At 44.2% G+C, this 17,125-nt stretch carries 20 protein-coding genes; 8 read left to right on the top strand and 12 right to left on the bottom strand.

Annotation, left to right across the window (positions count from 1 at the left end):
* Positions 1–11: 11 nt before the first annotated feature.
* Positions 12–284: a YeaC family protein gene (locus AC1P5O_RS03790; protein ID WP_004278992.1), complete on the bottom strand. Its 273-nt coding sequence runs from the start codon at positions 282–284 to the stop codon at positions 12–14.
* 3 nt (positions 285–287) lie between these two features.
* A complete protein-coding gene (locus tag AC1P5O_RS03785; protein ID WP_004645573.1) occupies positions 288–1,226 on the bottom strand; it encodes an NAD(+) kinase in 939 nt (312 codons plus the stop codon).
* A 191-nt stretch (positions 1,227–1,417) separates the two neighbouring features.
* On the opposite strand from AC1P5O_RS03785, the gene mrcB reads away from it, so the two are divergent.
* Both mrcB and AC1P5O_RS03775 read left to right on the top strand, forming a co-directional pair.
* A complete protein-coding gene (mrcB, locus tag AC1P5O_RS03780; protein ID WP_262466412.1) occupies positions 1,418–3,808 on the top strand; it encodes a penicillin-binding protein 1B in 2,391 nt (796 codons plus the stop codon).
* A 14-nt stretch (positions 3,809–3,822) separates the two neighbouring features.
* Positions 3,823–4,368: a tetratricopeptide repeat protein gene (locus tag AC1P5O_RS03775; protein WP_114541948.1), complete on the top strand. Its 546-nt coding sequence runs from the start codon at positions 3,823–3,825 to the stop codon at positions 4,366–4,368.
* 58 nt (positions 4,369–4,426) lie between these two features.
* On the opposite strand, the gene AC1P5O_RS03770 is transcribed toward AC1P5O_RS03775, so the two are convergent.
* Positions 4,427–5,326 (bottom strand): NUDIX domain-containing protein, encoded by a 900-nt coding sequence (locus AC1P5O_RS03770; protein ID WP_262466411.1) that lies wholly within the window; start codon positions 5,324–5,326, stop codon positions 4,427–4,429.
* A 138-nt stretch (positions 5,327–5,464) separates the two neighbouring features.
* Here AC1P5O_RS03770 and hemP point away from each other — a divergent pair, with 138 nt between their 5' ends.
* Positions 5,465–5,635 carry a hemin uptake protein HemP gene (gene hemP / locus AC1P5O_RS03765; RefSeq protein ID WP_004645578.1) on the top strand — a complete coding sequence of 57 codons (171 nt, stop codon included), beginning with the start codon at positions 5,465–5,467 and terminating at the stop codon, positions 5,633–5,635.
* Positions 5,636–5,708: 73 nt separating this feature from the next.
* Here hemP and AC1P5O_RS03760 read toward each other — a convergent pair whose 3' ends face one another.
* From AC1P5O_RS03760 to AC1P5O_RS03740, 5 genes are all read right to left on the bottom strand, one after another.
* The gene (locus AC1P5O_RS03760) at positions 5,709–7,043 is read right to left on the bottom strand and encodes a sensor histidine kinase (protein ID WP_247144063.1); all 1,335 of its coding nucleotides are present in this window, start codon (positions 7,041–7,043) and stop codon (positions 5,709–5,711) included.
* Positions 7,044–7,047: 4 nt separating this feature from the next.
* Positions 7,048–7,713 carry a response regulator transcription factor gene (locus tag AC1P5O_RS03755; protein WP_224217170.1) on the bottom strand — a complete coding sequence of 222 codons (666 nt, stop codon included), beginning with the start codon at positions 7,711–7,713 and terminating at the stop codon, positions 7,048–7,050.
* Positions 7,714–7,848: 135 nt separating this feature from the next.
* Positions 7,849–8,214, bottom strand: a complete 366-nt coding sequence (locus tag AC1P5O_RS03750) for a NirD/YgiW/YdeI family stress tolerance protein (RefSeq protein ID WP_004645581.1) — start codon at positions 8,212–8,214, stop codon at positions 7,849–7,851.
* Positions 8,215–8,307: 93 nt separating this feature from the next.
* On the bottom strand, positions 8,308–9,879 hold the full coding sequence (tfpB, locus tag AC1P5O_RS03745; protein WP_499005711.1) for a type IV pilus assembly ATPase TfpB: 1,572 nt from the start codon (positions 9,877–9,879) through the stop codon (positions 8,308–8,310).
* Positions 9,880–9,910: 31 nt separating this feature from the next.
* Positions 9,911–10,066 (bottom strand): hypothetical protein, encoded by a 156-nt coding sequence (locus AC1P5O_RS03740; RefSeq protein WP_499005691.1) that lies wholly within the window; start codon positions 10,064–10,066, stop codon positions 9,911–9,913.
* A 209-nt stretch (positions 10,067–10,275) separates the two neighbouring features.
* Here AC1P5O_RS03740 and AC1P5O_RS03735 point away from each other — a divergent pair, with 209 nt between their 5' ends.
* Positions 10,276–11,526, top strand: a complete 1,251-nt coding sequence (locus AC1P5O_RS03735) for an MgtC/SapB family protein (protein ID WP_085064143.1) — start codon at positions 10,276–10,278, stop codon at positions 11,524–11,526.
* A gap of 1 nt (position 11,527) precedes the next feature.
* Here AC1P5O_RS03735 and tsaA read toward each other — a convergent pair whose 3' ends face one another.
* Entirely contained in the window at positions 11,528–12,271 is a 744-nt protein-coding gene (tsaA, locus tag AC1P5O_RS03730; RefSeq protein WP_499005689.1) for a tRNA (N6-threonylcarbamoyladenosine(37)-N6)-methyltransferase TrmO, read from the bottom strand.
* 81 nt (positions 12,272–12,352) lie between these two features.
* Between tsaA and AC1P5O_RS03725 the strand changes: the two genes are divergently transcribed.
* On the top strand, positions 12,353–13,132 hold the full coding sequence (locus AC1P5O_RS03725; RefSeq protein WP_262466410.1) for a ferredoxin--NADP reductase: 780 nt from the start codon (positions 12,353–12,355) through the stop codon (positions 13,130–13,132).
* A gap of 64 nt (positions 13,133–13,196) precedes the next feature.
* Here AC1P5O_RS03725 and AC1P5O_RS03720 read toward each other — a convergent pair whose 3' ends face one another.
* From AC1P5O_RS03720 to AC1P5O_RS03710, 3 genes are all read right to left on the bottom strand, one after another.
* Complete coding sequence (locus AC1P5O_RS03720; RefSeq protein ID WP_085064142.1) at positions 13,197–13,379, bottom strand: YgdI/YgdR family lipoprotein; 183 nt, start codon at positions 13,377–13,379, stop codon at positions 13,197–13,199.
* A gap of 18 nt (positions 13,380–13,397) precedes the next feature.
* Positions 13,398–13,649: a hypothetical protein gene (locus AC1P5O_RS03715; RefSeq protein WP_004279009.1), complete on the bottom strand. Its 252-nt coding sequence runs from the start codon at positions 13,647–13,649 to the stop codon at positions 13,398–13,400.
* Positions 13,650–13,818: 169 nt separating this feature from the next.
* Positions 13,819–14,442 carry a cation efflux transmembrane domain-containing protein gene (locus tag AC1P5O_RS03710; RefSeq protein ID WP_262466409.1) on the bottom strand — a complete coding sequence of 208 codons (624 nt, stop codon included), beginning with the start codon at positions 14,440–14,442 and terminating at the stop codon, positions 13,819–13,821.
* Between the two features lie 86 nt (positions 14,443–14,528).
* Here AC1P5O_RS03710 and AC1P5O_RS03705 point away from each other — a divergent pair, with 86 nt between their 5' ends.
* The 3 genes from AC1P5O_RS03705 to AC1P5O_RS03695 all read left to right on the top strand — a co-directional run bounded on the left by AC1P5O_RS03705 (position 14,529) and on the right by AC1P5O_RS03695 (position 16,738).
* The gene (locus tag AC1P5O_RS03705) at positions 14,529–14,939 is read left to right on the top strand and encodes a Cd(II)/Pb(II)-responsive transcriptional regulator (protein ID WP_262466408.1); all 411 of its coding nucleotides are present in this window, start codon (positions 14,529–14,531) and stop codon (positions 14,937–14,939) included.
* 150 nt (positions 14,940–15,089) lie between these two features.
* Positions 15,090–16,481, top strand: coding sequence for a prephenate-dependent tRNA uridine(34) hydroxylase TrhP (gene trhP / locus AC1P5O_RS03700; RefSeq protein ID WP_499005685.1), 1,392 nt, complete (start codon positions 15,090–15,092; stop codon positions 16,479–16,481).
* Between the two features lie 2 nt (positions 16,482–16,483).
* Positions 16,484–16,738, top strand: coding sequence for a YfhL family 4Fe-4S dicluster ferredoxin (locus tag AC1P5O_RS03695; protein WP_004645588.1), 255 nt, complete (start codon positions 16,484–16,486; stop codon positions 16,736–16,738).
* Positions 16,739–17,125: the final 387 nt, after the last annotated feature.

The raw sequence follows: 17,125 nt of genomic DNA, 5'->3' as shown, positions 1-17,125 counted from the left end.
GGAATTAAGCCTTAAACAAAACGAATCGGCTTGAATTCAGGTTCATTCTTGTGATGATCATCATCACACTCTTCACCCTCTTCTTTAGTACCGCGATCGATATAACCGCTGCGCTCATTTTCAGGCAGGTTTTTCATTTCCCAGGCATACACTGCCTGCATACAGGTCTGACGTTGTTCTGGTGTCAAGGCTACACCGTTTGGCCACTTTCCAATTTCGACTGCTGTTCTTAGGCGTTCAACAATCTCAGGATTGAGTACGGCAAGCATTTGTTCAATATTCATGATTTAATCCTGCTTAAAATAATCAAAGTCCTGATTCCACCCCAGTTTGGTTCGACAGGCATTATAAAAGTCATAACCCGGTGGATGCAGAAGATTCAGTTTAAAGGGATGCTTGCGAATATGGACGCTATCACCCACATTCAAAGACACACTGTGTTGTCCATCCGCACTAACCATCGGCAGTACGCGATTTTCACGAATCAGTAATTTAATTTCACTATGTCCACCGACCACAATCGGGCGTGAAGACAAGGTATGCGGATGCATCGGTACCAAGGCAATCGCATCCATACTTGGATGTACAATCGGGCCACCACCAGAAAGCGCATAAGCCGTAGAACCAGTCGGCGTAGAGACTATCAGGCCATCGCTGTGCTGACGATAGACATATTGTCCATCAATATTCAGTTCAAAATCGATCATATGTACCGATTTCCCTGAATGTAGCACCACATCATTTAGAGCAATGGCATCGTAAATCACTTCACCTTTGGAGCGAATTTCGACTTCGAGTAAAAAGCGTCGCTCAGTCTGAAAGTCACCCTTTAATACCTGATCCAGCTTGAATATCACTTCAGTCGGCTTGATATCCGTTAAAAACCCCAGACGACCACGGTTAACCCCGATCACCGGGGTATTGTACTTGACCAAGGCGCGTGCTGCATGTAATAGCGAGCCGTCACCGCCCACGACAATCACCAGATCCACCACCTCACCCAATAAGGCACGACTGACGGTTTGGGTATTTTGATAGGGAACAAGTTCAGCTGTCGCTGCATCAAAAACTGGGTGTAGGCCTAAATTGAGAAGATGATCGTGAATAAGGCATAAGGTTTCAACCACCGACGATTTATCAGGACGTCCTATTAACCCGATATTTCGAAAGGTCTTATGGGAAATTTGCACCAGTGTCGTCGCTCCGCTACGAATCCTGCTTATCATAACATTAAGCTATACCTGGATGACAATTTATAACAGTGCTTCATAGGTAGGAAATTATTTGAAATATATTCGAATTAAGGAGAAATTGTGGGGTTTCATTTTAATTTTAAGCGCATTTCTTGATTAAATATTGCAAAATAATGAAAAGCTTCGCATGATTAGCACAATTTCACAGGATCTTATAAGTATTTATGAAATCTGAACGTGGCATGGGGTTTCTTGCCTTAATTTTTTCTATTATTGTCATTTCTATCTTTGTAGCATTTAGTATCTATTTGATTAGATTAGACAATATTGTACGCGACAAGTTTGAAGGTCAGCGCTGGGATATTCCGGCCAAGGTCTTCGCACGTCCGATGGAAGTGTACGCGAATGCCCCAGTCAGCCTGCAGGATTTCCAACAAGAATTAAAATTACTCGGTTATAAAAATTCGGATAGTTATACTAAATCAGGCAACTTTGTCACCACGGGTAATACCCTGTATGTGCATACACGCGGCTTTGATTTTGGTGACCGGGTTGAACCGGAACAAATATTGAAAGTCAGTTTCAGCGGTGAACAGATTGCAGAAGTCAGCGCAACCAAACCGTCTTCAAGCGGGATTGCGCGTTTAGAACCTTTATTAATTGGTGGGATTTATCCGCAGCATAACGAAGACCGTGTGCTGATCAAGCTAAATAAAGTGCCTAAGCCCTTGATCGAAGCGCTGATCGCGACCGAAGACCGTAAGTTCTATGAGCATCATGGGGTTTCACCGCGTGGTATTGCGCGTGCCGTAGTCAGCAATATTACCGGTGGTAAACGTCAGGGCGGCTCAACCTTGACCCAGCAACTGGTTAAAAATTTCTATTTAACCCCTGAGCGCACCTTAAAACGTAAAGTGAATGAAGCCTTTATGGCGATGCTGATTGAATTGCATTATGACAAGAATGAAATTCTAGAAGCTTATCTGAATGAGGTAAATCTTGGCCAGAATGGTAACTACTCCATTAATGGTTATGGTCTGGCATCGCAGTTTTATTTTGGCCTGCCACTGCGTGAACTGAATATTTCCCAGCAAGCATTTTTGGTGGGTTTAGTCCAAGGCCCGAGTCTATACAATCCATGGCGCAATCCTGAAAGTGCGAAAAAACGCCGTGATATCGTCCTGAATAATATGCTGGTGATGGGCTATCTGACTCAGGAACAATATGAAAAAGAAACCGCACGTCCGTTAAATGTCATTTCAAAACCGACTTTAGGCCCTGCCCGCTTCCCGGATTTTCTGGATATCGTACGTCGTCAATTACGCACAGATTATCAGGAAACCGATCTGACCAATCAGGGTCTGCGCATTTTCACCACTTTAGACCCTCTGGCCCAAACCCGAATTCAGGACAGTTTTAAAGAAACGGTGGCGCGTTTAAGCAAATCCAATCCGGGTCGCCTGAAAGATTTACAGGGCGCAGTATTGGTATCGCATCCGGAAAATGGTGAGCTGGTGGCCGCAGTAGGTTCTACTCAAGATTTTACCGGCTTTAACCGTGCAGTCGATGCCAAGCGTCAGGTTGGTTCCCTGTTAAAGCCTGTGATCTACCTGAGTGCACTGGAATCGAACCGTTATCATTGGGCGAGCCCGATTGAAGACAGTGAAATCAGCATTAAGAGTGACGGCAAAACCTGGACACCGAAAAACTATAGTGGTCGTGGACATGGTGTCATTCCAATGTCACAAGCCTTATCGCAATCTTATAACCTGTCCACTGTGCGTTTAGCACAAGAATTTGGCCTGTCTACCTTTATTAATCATCTGAAAAAATTTGGTGTAACTTCAGATATTCCATCTTATCCGTCGATTTACTTGGGTGCGGTAGATATGTCCCCGATGGAAGTGATGAATATTTACGGCAACTTTGCTACAGGCGGCTTTAAATACCCAACCAAAGCGATTCGCTCTGTGGTGGATGCCAACGGCCGCTCTCTGGATCGTTATAGCCTGAGTGTGCAACCGACCATTGATCCAGCTTCTGCTTATGCCCTGAATTATGGCTTACAACAGGTCATGTCGAATGGTACAGGTCGTGCAGCCTATAACAGCTTGCCACGTAGTCTGAATCTTGCCGGTAAATCCGGTACCACGAATGACAGCCGTGACTCATGGTTTGCCGGATACTCAGGTAATTATATGACCGTGGTTTGGCTCGGTCTGGATGACAACAAAGTCACTGGCTTGACCGGTTCTTCAGGTGCCCTGCCCGTGTGGACCAATGTCATGAAACAACTACGCCAAAAACCGGTGAATTTGCCACAGCCGAATGAAATCGAATGGCATTGGCTGGATCGTTATACCGGTCATTTATCGGCACAAGGCTGTGAAGGCGCCATGTATATCCCGATTTCGCGTCATGCCCTGCCAAATCAGGCAACTGCCTGCGGCATCTCGCATTATGCGACGGAACCTTATGATATTGATTCAGAACCTGAGCCATCTGATGCTGAACAGGATGATATGAGTCGCTATATACAAGAAAGTGAAACAGAAATAGAACGCGATCTTGAGAGCGAAACCCGTATTATCGCCAGTGGAAGTTATAGCCATTAATTGAGTCTATGTTTATGTTAAGAAAAATCCTCCCTGGTTTGCTCATCCTCAGTCTGGTGGGCTGCCAAAGTATCTCTGAGCCAGAAAAGCCAGTTAGCCCTGCCAAGCCTGCGACGGAAAAACCTAAGGCAAAAACGCCAGACGGCGTCGTGATTACGCCTTATGACCGTCCTGACATCAAACGTCAGAAAATTGTCATTCCTGAGCAAAAGCCGAAAAGCCAAAAGTTTGATGATGGCCGTAATCTGCCGGCTTTTAAGAGTCTGATGCAGCAAACCCAGCAGGCCTATACCAAGCAGCAGTTCGCTCAAGCTGAAGCTTCTGCAACTCAGGCACAGCGACTGGCCCCTCAAGCACCGGAAACCTATTTATACTTAGGCATGATCGCCAACCGTAAAAATCAGCCAGCAAGCGCCGATGCTTTTGCCTTACGTGGCCTGAGTTATGCACAATCTAGTGCCATGAAAAAGCAGCTTTGGCAAGTGCGCCTTAAATCTGCTCAGTTGCGGAAAAATGCCAAAGCGATTCAGCAAGCTCAACAGGCACTGAAAAAGCTTTAAGATAATTTCCCATAGAAACTGACTTACCAATAGAAATTTTGTTTTCTAAATAAAGTGTTTAAATATAGCGAATGCCGGCAATGCCATAAGCATGCTGGCTTTTTGCATAATCGAGTTCTTCAGTCTTCATTCCACCCAAAGCAAAAACCGGAATCTGTACCTGCTCTGCCATTTGCTTGAATTGCTCCCAGCCTAGCGCAGGCGTGTCCGGATGCGTTGCGGTCGCCAGTACCGGACTCAGCAAGGCTGCTTCACAACCGATCTGTTCTGCATGCATTAAAGCACTCAGGTCATGACAGGCTGCCAGATAACGATAACCAGATTTCAATTCACCTTGTTTCAAGTCCATCAATTGAATCTGTTTTAGATGAATCGTACGAATCGTCTGCTGCTGCAATTCATTCAGTTGTGACCAAAGCTGCTGATTAATGATTAACTTGGAGAGTTGATCTACCGGATATTGCTGTAATTGCATGATCCGTTCAGGCGTTGCTTCCACGCGCCAATACAACATTTGATCTGTATCCAGACTTGATAAGATATCCAGATCCTCAGCAATCTTGATGCGCTGCGGCCATTGCAGCTTTTGAATCATGGACTGATTGGCTTTCGGGAAATTCAGCTGACCAGGTTCTTCCCGGCTATACCAACGCCAAGGCTGTTTGATTTCAGCCAGTTGAGTAGGCTGTACTGAAGCATGAAAAATATGCAAATTGACGATGAGATCTTCATATTCATGAGAAATAAAATCAGAAGCATGCCAGCGTTCGATATCAACCCCGACCTCTTCAATCACTTCGCGGCGGCAGGCTTCGACTGGTAATTCGCCCTGTTCAACTTTTCCGCCTGGAAATTCATATTTATTGCCCTGATGCTGCTTGGCCTCACGCCAGCCGACTAGAACCTGATTTTGATAAAATAAAAGCGCAATTGCGACATGAATTGTAGCTTTAGTCATGATGTACAGAACCGGTAAAGTTTTACAGATTGTAAGCAAATTAGAGTTTTTTATAAATTGCTCAATATTTCGTTGACAGATCTATTCGATAATGATTATCATTTAAATCAATCCAAAACACACCACGGAGTCGACGGAATGAACGCCCCATTTAGCCTATTCACCCGTAACAATGATACTCACCATGCCTTGCCAATGCTGCACTCCAACAATCTGTTTGCACTGGGTCGTGAAATCCGGATCATGCATGCCGGCGAAGAATACCGCTTGCGCCTGACCCGCAACAACCGTCTTATTCTGACCAAATAATTAAAACAATCTAAAATAACAAACGTGGGAAGCAGCAGTATGAATCAGCGCATACTGCTTTTTAATCTTCTAATCATGAGATTTTGCCATCAGGCTCAAAACTCAATGACACTTTAAGTCCACCCAAGTCCGACGGCGCATAGTCAATTTTAGCTGCATGCAGTGCCATAATTTTCTGGCAAATGGACAGGCCTAAACCCGAACCCTGAGTTCGCGTACCCAAAGCCCGATAAAAACGTTCACCTAAACGTTCCAGTACCTCATCAGCAATCCCCTCTCCTGAGTTTTCAATCAGTAACTGTATCTGATGCTGCTCAATAACTGTTCGGATCTCGACCTGTCCCTGTTGCGGCGTATAACGGATCGCATTGTCGACCAGATTGCGAATACAACTAAAAATCAGTTCTGGATTCGCTTCGATCACAGCATCCTCAAGTTTTAGATTCCAATGAATGTCTTTTTCTTCTGCAAAAGGCTGCAAGGCCTGCAAAGCCTCCTGAACCAGATTTTTGAGATTAATCGTTTGCGTTGCTAATTGCCCTGTTCGCTCCGGATCGAGTCGTGCCAGTAAAAGTAAATTTTCCAGTACCTGCGTACCACGATTGACATCATTTTGAATCAGCTGCAATGCCTGAGGGAGCTGTGCATCATCTTGATATTTGCGTTTTAAAACCTGTAGACGCATTTGAATCGCAGACAGTGGCGAACGCAGCTCATGTGAAGCATCTGCAGTAAAACGCTGTTCAGCAGCCAGTGATTTCTCCAGCCGGCCGAGCATGGCATTCAGCTGACGAATGATCGGTTGCAGTTCAGTGATTTCAGGGTCAGGTGTTTTAATAGGACTCAGATCCTGAGCAGTCTTGGAACCAATGGCACGCGAAATCTTGTTTAATGGCCGTAACTGGCGTTTGACTGAGACCCTTAGAATCAGCCATTGCACTAGCCATAAAGTGAATAAGATCCCGGCAAAGCCCAAAGTAGTTTGCCAGAGTTCATCGAAACGTACTGAAAGTGGCTGTACGATTTTGACCTGAAGGTCGTCATCTTCCGCAGTCAGTATCCGGATAAAATGACCATTTTCATAAGCAAACTGAAAGCCGTTGTTCTGTGCTTTTGGAATGGTATTAATTAATTCATCATCAATCGAAGTAGTCAGTACCTGCTGGCCCAGCAACAAGGCATACTGGATATCAAACTGTTCACTGAGTTCATCGACCTGGGCGTCTTTGGCCTGGGTCACATCGCCAAGCAGCAACTCAGAAATCTGCTCCATTAATTCATCATGCAGCTGACTGGCTTGATAACTGGAAATTCCCAATAACAGCAGCCAGGCCAATATTCCAGCCAATATCGAACTGAACAGCGCATGTTTGATCAGTTTAGTTTGCAAGGAAATAGCAGCTGACATAGGTTTATACCTCAGCCTTATGCATGCGATAGCCCAGACCGCGAATAGTCTTGATCATCTGGCTGCCGATTTTTTTACGCAGCTGATAGATAAATACTTCAATGGCATTACTTTCAATTTCATCACCCCAAGCGTACAGCGATTCTTCCAGCTGTTCACGGGTGACAATATGTTCAGGCTGCTGCATCAGCTTGTATAGAATTTGAAATTCCTTCGCAGTCAGATTCACAGCTTGACCTTCTTTAGTTAGGGTCTTGGCTTGAGTGTCCAGACTGAGATCCTGCCAGAGCAAGATATGATTCGGTGTTTGCTGTTTCTGTCTGAATTGGGCACGAACTCGGGCCGAAAGTTCTTCCAGACTAAAAGGTTTGACCAGATAATCATTCGCGCCTAAATCCAGACCTTCAACCCGGTCATCAATACTGTCTTTGGCCGTAATAAAAATCACCGGCGTATCTTGATGTTGGCTGCGCAAAATTTTCAGAATGTCATCTCCAGTGGCATTCGGCAGGCCGCGATCCAGCAGAATGCAGTCATATTGATGCTGCTCAATCGCCAAGATCGCATGATCACCGCGCTCTACCCGATCAATCACATAACCGTCCATTTCCAGCCAAGTCTGGATACTGTCTGCCTGAGACTGATCATCTTCCGCCAAAAGAATACGCATATTCTGCTCCGTTTGCTTCCTTGTTCTATCTTGCCTTGAAAAAGTTCCAGACTCAAAAAAACCACATGCTTTTTGGTAACTTGCATGTGGTTTTTTGTCGCTGTGTTCAAATTGATTTCAGCAAATCAGGCGATATTAGAAACGAACCTGATCAACCTCAATTTCAACACGTTTTGCCGGTTTATAATCAATGTCGATTTCACCTGTGATGATTACCGGTGTTTTGGCTGAAATCGGTTTGCCTTGCCAAAGTTCATCATCAATCTCAACAGTAATAGTTCCTGTGCTGTCTCGGAACTGGTATTTTTCATCACCGACCGCTTTCACGACATAACCTTTAAGCTGAACCTTACTGTCATCTTTCATGGCCAGTGCCTGTTTGACTGTGGTCGATTTAGCAAAAGCAGCCTGATTCACAGCAGTGTCGCTACTTGCTATCGTAGCCGTCGCGATAGAACCCATCAATGCAGCTGCCAAAACCGTATTTATCATCATTTTCATCGCAATTACCTCTTTAAAGTCTTGCCTTGTTTCGATGATGCTATTAAAACAGCCGAAGATGAATTGAATCTTAAGATTGCTTCATTTTCAAAATTAATTTAAGGGCACAACTCTCAGGACTTCTTCAAGCGTGGTCACACCTTCCAGAATCTTGCGTGCCCCGGCAATTCTGAGCGGCTCTACCCCTTCTTTTTTAGCCTGCTGACGCAGCTGGTTCAGGTTGGCATCGGCACCAATCAGCTGTTTGGTGGTCAGACTCAATGGCATAAACTCATAAATCCCGATACGGCCTTTATAGCCGGTATGCCGGCATTCTTCGCAGCCCACCGCCTTAAAGACAAATTCCGGTCGCGGCAAAGGATAATCCGTAGCTAGATGCTGCCATTCCTGTTCATTCAGGAAGCTTTCCTGTTTGCAGTGCGGACACAGCTTACGTACCAGACGTTGAGCCAGAACACCCAAGATGGTTGCTGCTGTCAAAAATGGCTGTACGCCCAGATCATGCAGACGGGTCAGACTCGACGGCGCATCGTTGGTATGTAAAGTTGAGAGAACCAGGTGACCGGTCAATGCGGCCTGAATCGCCATATTGGCAGTGTCCTGATCACGGATCTCCCCGACCATGATAATGTCCGGATCTTGACGCATCAGTGCGCGCACGCCGTCAGCGAAGCCAAGATCGATACCATTATTGACCTGCATTTGGTTAAAGCTGGGTTCCAGCATCTCGATCGGGTCTTCAATGGTACAGACGTTGACCTGTTCAGTCGCCAGCTGCTTCAAGGTTGAATAAAGCGTAGTAGTTTTACCGGAACCGGTTGGGCCGGTCACCAGAATAATACCATGACTGTGACTGGTGAGATTATTCCAGTCATTGAGCAAATGGCCTTCAAAACCGAGTTGCTGGAAGCTTCTCACCAGCACTTCCGGATCGAAAATACGCATCACCAGTTTTTCACCAAAGGCGGTCGGCAAGGTCGACAGACGCAGTTCAGTTTCCTGTCCTTTAGGTGTCCGGGTTTTCAGGCGGCCATCCTGTGGCTTACGTTTTTCCGCCACATTCATCCGGCCCAGAATCTTGATTCGGGAAATGACGGCGGTCAATGTATTGGCCGGCATGTTGTAAATCGTATGCAGCACCCCATCAATCCGGAAACGGATCTTGCCGGTGTCTTTACGTGGTTCCATATGAATATCACTGGCACCTTGTTCAAAAGCAAATTGCAGCACCCAGTCCACCAGTTTGACAATATGCTGGTCATTGGCATCCGGATTCTGGGAATCGCCCAGTTGCAGCAAGGCTTCGACGCCCTTATTTTCCCGGTCATAGGCAGACGATTTTTGTGAACCACTAACTGCACGACTGACTTGATAGTATTCAGTAATATAACGTTGTAATTGTTCTGGATTCAGTAATACCCGTTGTATTTTTTTTGGTGCAATATTCTGCTCGAGATTCGACATCCATTCAGTTTTATAAGGCTGATCTGTAGCAATCAGAACTTTGTCTGCCTGAATTTCTACCGCCAGAATACGGTTGCGCAGTGCATATTCCTGCGACATGACATGGGTCAATGCCTGTACATCAGCTTTAAGCGGATCAATGATATAGAACATCAATCCGGTTTTTTCTGCCAGCCACTGACATAAACGGTTCAGGGTCAGCGTTGTTTGAGGATGGGACTGATCGACCAGATTAAAATTGGCAATCCACTGTAAAGTGGTGCCATTTTAATTGTTCACGTTGCCGATGAGTGGTTTGTACCAGCATCCGGTCGCGTTCACTGATCTTACCGTCTTTAAAGAGTTGGTCTAGACACCATGCCGTATCCATTTCAAAGTCAAATTTCATTATTATCAGTCCCCAAACTTGCCTCCACTATAACAAGTTTTTGCAGTTTTTCGCATGCTCTCGACCTATCGAATGTACGTTTCTATTTCAATCTCAAAAAGAAAGTAAAGAATGGATTTGATCGTTACCGCAACATTTTTAATCTATGCAAACCTGATCTCATCACATATATTTTTAAATAATCAACTCTTAGCTTGCTGAGGTCACAGATGGATCTGACTGCGGTTCCCCTGCATGCGCATTCTTTTCATGAACTGCTCACGATACTCACCTCGGCATTGGGCTGCGGCCTGCTAATTGGTCTGGAGCGGGAACGGCATAAGCAACGTGAGCAGCAGCCGAGTTTTGCCGGCTTACGTTCCTTTGCGATCTGTGCTTTATTGGGTGCACTGTGTTTCCTGTTTGGAATCGTGATTGCTGTAATAGGTGCTTTGATCGTGGGTGGCATGGTCATTTTATCTATCAAAAATCAACCAGATGATCCGGGCATTACCACAGAGCTTGCATTTGTGATGACCTATTTTATTGGCGCCATGTGTTTATGGAATATTCCTCTGGCAGCCGGTCTTTCTGTGCTCTTAACCGGTATTTTGATGGCCAAACATACCATGCACAATATTGCCGGAAAATGGATTAAAGAAGCCGAATTCAGGGATGGACTATTATTACTGGCCTTGATTTTGATTGGCTTGCCGCTGACCCCTGATCGCCCTTTTTGGGGAGAAGTGCTTAACCCTTATATTATCTTAAAATTACTGACCTTAATTTTAGTGGTACAAGCTCTGGCGCATATTGCGAAACGCTTTTTCTCGACTAAAAATGCCCTGATGCTGTCCTCTATTGCTTCCGGTTTTGTTTCCAGTACAGCCACCATCGCTCAGTTAGGTTTACAGGTCCGTAAAGGTGAAATGGATGCACGATCGAATGCCGGCGCCGCACTGATGTCCTGTATCTCGACCATCGTACTGCTATTGATTGTGGTTGGAGGGGTATCATGGAGCTGGCTGAAAATCCTGCTTTTGCCCTCTTTAGTTGCCGTAATCCTTCTGGCAGCCTGTGCGTTTTTATTATTGCGCAAGGCAAAACCTGCGCCGAGCATGGAATCATCAGACAGCCAGATGTTTAGCTTAAAAGAAGCTGTGATTATTGCAGTCACATTAACATTGATTCAGGCTGGAGTTTACGGACTGGAGGTCTGGCTCGGGGATGCCGGCTTACTGGCCGGGACCTTACTCGCCTCTCTGTTCGAGATTCATGCCGCGATGGCGAGTGTCGTCGTTCAAGGTGATCCCTCCAATATGCGTCTGATTTATGCCCTGCTTTTAGGTCTGGGTGCTCATGCCCTGGCCAAATCAGCCAATGCCGCTTTGACCGGTGGTTGGAAGTTTGTACTTTATTTTGCACCGGTGCAGATTTTACATATGGCGGTGTTGATTGGGGTTTTGTGGTGGAACCTATAATCTAGGAAGGAATATGCTGGATAGCAACAATTAGCACTTGCTGAGCATGAATTTTGAAATGGATATCAACATTTGCAAACTTCATCCCATATACCCGTTCTTCATCTTCCTGATATGCAGGTCTTGGATCTAAAGATAAGACAGCTTCCAGTTCCTGAATAGTCTGCACAGAAATTTTTCCATTTCCTAGTAATTGTTGCTTTTGCTGCTCCGCTTCATCGCTCCAAATGACGGTTTTACGTGGTGGTTCATCCTGTGCATAACCGCTTTGTGCTTCAATGATGGCATCCGAATATTGAATATAAGGTTTGATATCCATAATTGGCGTGCCATCGAGCAAGTCACTCCCTGTCACATACACTCGAACATGTTTGCCCACTTTTCTCACTTCTTTGAGTTTGACCACAGATAAACCAATCGGTGATGGACGATACATGCTGCGCGTAGCAAACACGCCTATTTTCTTGTTACCACCCAAACGCGGCGGACGCACTTGTGGACGAAACTGGCTGTTGTGCTGGTTTTTATTGTCATGAAATTGCCAGACCAGCCACAAATGACTGAATTCTTCAATTCCCTCAAAGGCGAGCAGGTCATTATAGGGCCCGACCATTTCAATATAGCTTTCGACCTGAACCAGATTCGGCTGACGAGGAATACCAAATTTTTCTTTATAGGGAGAACGCATATAACCAATAATCGGCAGCGTCAGTTCAGTCATCATCACTTTTTTTGATAAGCTCAATTAAATATATTCAGTTTATCGAGAATGAATTTAGATTAGAATAGCAAGCTGTTCTAATTTGATAATTTATTGAGACCTTTAATGGCTGCTTTTAACGTCGAAAAGATTACTCACGTCCACCACTGGAATGATACTTTATTCTCTTTTAAAACGACTCGTGACACTGCTTTGCGTTTTAAAAACGGTCAGTTTGTAATGATCGGCCTTGAAGTCAATGGCAAGCCGTTAATGCGCGCATATTCAATTGCAAGCGCCAACTACGAAGAAGAGTTAGAATTTTTCTCAATTAAAGTGCCAGATGGTCCACTGACTTCGATTTTACAGAAAGTCAAAGTCGGCGATGAAATTTTGGTTTCTAAAAAGCCGACAGGTACACTGGTACTTGATGACTTGAACCCAGGTAAAAATCTTTATCTTCTTTCTTCTGGTACTGGTCTTGCACCGTTCCTGTCGACTATTCGCGATCCTGAAACTTATGAGCGTTTTGAAAAAATCATCGTAGTTCACGGTACCCGTTTCATTTCAGAACTGGCTTATCAAGATTTGATCCTGAATGAAGTGCCAAATCATGAATTCTTCTCTGAACTCGGCGCGAAAGAAAAATTGGTATATTACCCAACCGTCACCCGTGAAGAATATCCAAACCAAGGTCGTGTAACCACCGCGATTGAAACCGGTGAACTGTTTGAAAAAATCGGTCTGCCACGTTTCAACCCGGAAACTGACCGTGCCATGTTATGCGGTAGCCCTGCATTCCTAGATGACGTTGCTGCGCTTCTTAATCAACACGGTCTGAAAGAATCTCCGAAAATGGGCGTTTTAGGCGATTACGTGATTGAACGTGCATTCGTTGAAAAATAAGATTTTCTAAAATAAAAAACCGGACTTAAAAGTCCGGTTTTTTATTGGAATAATCACTAAAAAATTAACGATCGCGACCTTCCTGATTTGCAGAACCTGAACAGCCTGCGCCACCTGCAATGATGAAACCCGTTTGCGCTTTACATGAACCAATCATACGGCCATGAGAGTCAAATGTAGTCACTGACGATGCACAGCCCGTCAATATAACAGTCGCTACAAGTGCAATAAGTGCTGATAATTTCATGATATTCCCCTTTATTATTTACGGTTTTAAATTAATCTGATTTTGGCTTGGTGGCGTTGGTAACAGGCCTGTATTCGCATCTGGCGTATTGTAATTCACACCTAAGGCATCGCCTGAACCACTACAATGTGCACTTGCGGTCGAAAGTAGGCCACGCGTCGCCATACATGAACCGATGATTTTTCCTGTTGCATCATAAGTCACGACTTTGGAACTACAAGCGGCTAGCCCCGATATTGCCAATATTGAAAAAATTTTAATTAAATTCACATTAACCCTCTTAGAATATAAAAATAAATTATTAAAATTTATGTATATTTTCTGAATTTCGCCAGAGATTCTAATTTAATTTGTTTATTTGTAAAGCTTTATTTTTCAAATATTATAAAAATTGAAATAAATAAAAAGCTGCCCTGCAGGACAGCTTTAAATATAAAAATTAGCTGGATTTATGTTTAAGTGATCTTTCTTCCAGAGACTGCTTAATCACTTGATAACCTGATGTGATGCCGAGTGTAGCGATAATTACAGCCACAATAATATCCGGCCAAAGACTGCCTATACCAAATACGCCTACGGCTGCCAAAATGACCGCAAAGTTGCCAATTGCATCATTGCGACTACAGAGCCAGACCGACCGCATATTGGAATCACCTTCACGAAAAGCATAAAGAATTGCTGCTGTAAATACATTCGCTACTAAGGCCAGCACACCAATCAGGCCCATTGTCAGTGCTTCAGGTGGAATACCTTGCAGATAGGCATAAATCACTTTGCTAATAACCACCAGACCAAACAACGCCATGGTCACTCCCTTCACCAAAGCGACTGTTGCCCGCCAATACAGACTCGCACCTAGTACAGCCAAAGAAATCCCGTAATTGACGGCATCACCAAAGAAATCTAGCGCGTCTGCCCACAAGGCTGATGAATGTGCATATGCACCACCGATCAGCTCCACTACAAATAAAGTGAAGTTCACCAGCAAGGCAATCCATAGCGCTGTTCTAAATTTGCTGTTGGGCTTGATGGGTGCCGGTTCAGGACTACAACTACAAGCCATATCATTCCCCCGATGATTTTTTATCTAAAATACGATAAATTGATTAGAAACTATGGACTAACTCCAAGGTCAAGCAGGAGGGTGATATGTCAGTTTATTTGATTTCAGAAATGGCCAAAAAAACTGGTCTAAGCACCGATACCCTACGTTTTTATGAGAAAAAAGGCTTTATCCAGCCGAATTTTCGAGCAAGTAATCAGTATCGTTATTATGGTGAAGACGCCTTAAAAAGACTGCTTTTTATTAAGCGTTGTCGTGCCTTGGACATGTCGTTAAAAGAGATTGAAACCCTGATTCAACTTGAACAAAATCCGGAGCAAGACTGCTGTGCCGTCAACCAATTGATTGATCAGCATCTTTCGGATATTTCAAATAAAATTAAAGAATTACAAATGTTTGAACAGCAACTGATTACACTGAGAGAAAGTTGCAATACCCCGACCACGATTGATCATTGCCAGATTTTAAAAACGCTTGAAAACCCTGAAAATGACTGAATATTGAAGAAATTTTATGGACGCTTCCTACTTAAAATAAAACTTTGTTTTACCTCAAAATGGCGTATTTCCGAGTGATTTACTAGGTTGAATCCAAATTCCAGATGATTAGAATAAAGCCGTACTTTTTATATGTCTTTCGATTTGATCATGAGCATTACCACCGTTACCGAACTTCTCTCACCAGCTGGCTCACTCAAAAATATGCGCTATGCTTTTGCTTATGGTGCAGATGCAGTCTATGCTGGCCAGCCACGCTATAGCCTGCGTGTTCGTAATAATGAATTTGACCATGACAATTTAGCGCTTGGCATCAAAAAAGCGCACGAAATAGGCAAAAAATTCTATGTGGTGGTCAATATCCAGCCGCATAACTCCAAACTGAAAAATTTTATTCGTGACTTGGAACCTGTGGTCGCGATGCAGCCGGATGCGCTGATCATGTCCGATCCAGGACTGATCATGCTGGTGCGTGAACATTTTCCAGAGATGGATATTCATCTCTCTGTTCAGGCCAATGCCGTGAACTGGGCAACTGTGAAATTCTGGAAAAACATGGGGCTGACCCGTGTCATTCTGTCACGTGAACTGTCGATTGAAGAAATTGCAGAAATCAAACAGCAAGTGCCCGATATGGAGATTGAGGTTTTTGTTCATGGCGCATTGTGTATGGCCTACTCTGGCCGTTGCATGCTGTCTGGCTATATGAACAAACGTGATGCCAATCAGGGTGCCTGCACCAATGCCTGCCGCTGGGAATATAAAGTTCTGGATGCCAAGGAAGATGAAACCGGTGATGTCATTCCAGTAAAAAATCTGGATTCAGGCTGCTGCTCTAAAGATGCTGATGAACAGCACATGCAGATGCAGCACCAATTCAACGAGCCAGTGCTGTTACAGCGCAACGAAGAAGACATGTTTGCCGCAGAAGAAGATGAACACGGCACTTATTTCATGAATTCTAAAGATCTACGTGCAGTCCAACATATAGAGCGCTTAACTAAAGTGGGTGTGCATTCACTGAAAATCGAAGGCCGTACCAAGTCTTATTTCTATTGCGCCCGTACTGCTCAAATTTACCGTAAAGCGATTGATGATGCGCTTGCGGGTAAACCTTTTGATCCGTCACTGATGACACAATTGGAAGGCTTAGCGAATCGTGGTTATACCGAAGGTTTTCTACGCCGCCATGTGCATAGTGAATATCAGAATTATGAACATGGTTCTTCCAGTTTTGATCATCAAATTTTCTGCGGTGAAGTACTGGAGCGCAATGGAGATTACATCAAGATCGATGTGAAAAACCGTTTTATCGTCGGTGACTCACTCGAACTGATGACGACTAAAGGCAATATCACTTTCAATTTAACCGAAATGAAAGACAAAAAAGGTAATCTGATCGAAGACGCCAAAGGTTCAGGTCATATCGTTGAGATTCCAGTTCCGGCAGATGTTGATATGCAATATGCCCTGCTGATTCGTAATCTGCCAAGCTCGACTATGGATATTTCGGCATCTTCACTGGCTTATCAAGCGAGTTAAATATGGCACTACTAATTACCGACAAATGCATCAATTGCGATATGTGTTTACCGGAATGCCCAAATGACGCGATTTATGAGGGTGCGAAAGTTTATGAAATTGATGTGAACCGTTGTACAGAATGCGTCGGTTTTTATGAGCATCAGACCTGTGTAGATGTCTGTCCGATTGAATGCATTGTTCCACATCCGGAGTATCGGGAAACACAAGAACAATTACTGGAAAAATTTAAGGGTTTGAACTTATTTAAATCTTAAAAATGAAGCGATGGAATAAACATTGCTTTATATAAAAACAACCTTGGGGAAAGTATAAAAATAAGGGTTGAAAACAAAAACTGTGCAGAGGAAAGGAACAGCTGAAAGTGCGTGGGGACACTTTTGGCTGTTCCAATAATAAATATAAAAAAAGGAACTCGGGTGTTAGCGTCCTGAGTTCCTATAAAGCGATAATAATGTATTTATAAGATATAGCACCTCGGTTTTGGGGAACCCAGGTGCTATTTTTTTATTGTCCTGAACGGATGATGTAATCAAAAGCAGACAGTGATGCCTTGGCACCTTCACCGGTGGCAATGATGATCTGCTTGTACGGCACTGTGGTACAGTCACCTGCAGCAAATACGCCTTTCACATTGGTTTCGT

The organism is Prolinoborus fasciculus, assembly GCF_056724605.1.
This window is presented reverse-complemented; position numbering and strand designations above follow the sequence as displayed.

What these genes read in the sequence shown, in the direction of transcription:
- AC1P5O_RS03760 (WP_247144063.1), bottom strand. Translation starts at nt 7,043, where the DNA reads ATGTCAGCTGCTATTTCCTTGCAAACTAAACTGATCAAACATGCGCTG.
- AC1P5O_RS03790 (WP_004278992.1), bottom strand. Translation starts at nt 284, where the DNA reads ATGAATATTGAACAAATGCTTGCCGTACTCAATCCTGAGATTGTTGAA.
- AC1P5O_RS03705 (WP_262466408.1), top strand. Translation starts at nt 14,529, where the DNA reads ATGTCAGTTTATTTGATTTCAGAAATGGCCAAAAAAACTGGTCTAAGC.
- AC1P5O_RS03785 (WP_004645573.1), bottom strand. Translation starts at nt 1,226, where the DNA reads ATGATAAGCAGGATTCGTAGCGGAGCGACGACACTGGTGCAAATTTCC.
- AC1P5O_RS03710 (WP_262466409.1), bottom strand. Translation starts at nt 14,442, where the DNA reads ATGGCTTGTAGTTGTAGTCCTGAACCGGCACCCATCAAGCCCAACAGC.
- AC1P5O_RS03750 (WP_004645581.1), bottom strand. Translation starts at nt 8,214, where the DNA reads ATGAAAATGATGATAAATACGGTTTTGGCAGCTGCATTGATGGGTTCT.
- hemP (WP_004645578.1), top strand. Translation starts at nt 5,465, where the DNA reads ATGAACGCCCCATTTAGCCTATTCACCCGTAACAATGATACTCACCAT.
- AC1P5O_RS03740 (WP_499005691.1), bottom strand. Translation starts at nt 10,066, where the DNA reads ATGAAATTTGACTTTGAAATGGATACGGCATGGTGTCTAGACCAACTC.
- trhP (WP_499005685.1), top strand. Translation starts at nt 15,090, where the DNA reads ATGAGCATTACCACCGTTACCGAACTTCTCTCACCAGCTGGCTCACTC.
- AC1P5O_RS03695 (WP_004645588.1), top strand. Translation starts at nt 16,484, where the DNA reads ATGGCACTACTAATTACCGACAAATGCATCAATTGCGATATGTGTTTA.
- AC1P5O_RS03755 (WP_224217170.1), bottom strand. Translation starts at nt 7,713, where the DNA reads ATGCGTATTCTTTTGGCGGAAGATGATCAGTCTCAGGCAGACAGTATC.
- AC1P5O_RS03720 (WP_085064142.1), bottom strand. Translation starts at nt 13,379, where the DNA reads ATGAAATTATCAGCACTTATTGCACTTGTAGCGACTGTTATATTGACG.
- AC1P5O_RS03725 (WP_262466410.1), top strand. Translation starts at nt 12,353, where the DNA reads ATGGCTGCTTTTAACGTCGAAAAGATTACTCACGTCCACCACTGGAAT.
- AC1P5O_RS03775 (WP_114541948.1), top strand. Translation starts at nt 3,823, where the DNA reads ATGTTAAGAAAAATCCTCCCTGGTTTGCTCATCCTCAGTCTGGTGGGC.
- AC1P5O_RS03770 (WP_262466411.1), bottom strand. Translation starts at nt 5,326, where the DNA reads ATGACTAAAGCTACAATTCATGTCGCAATTGCGCTTTTATTTTATCAA.
- mrcB (WP_262466412.1), top strand. Translation starts at nt 1,418, where the DNA reads ATGAAATCTGAACGTGGCATGGGGTTTCTTGCCTTAATTTTTTCTATT.
- AC1P5O_RS03735 (WP_085064143.1), top strand. Translation starts at nt 10,276, where the DNA reads ATGGATCTGACTGCGGTTCCCCTGCATGCGCATTCTTTTCATGAACTG.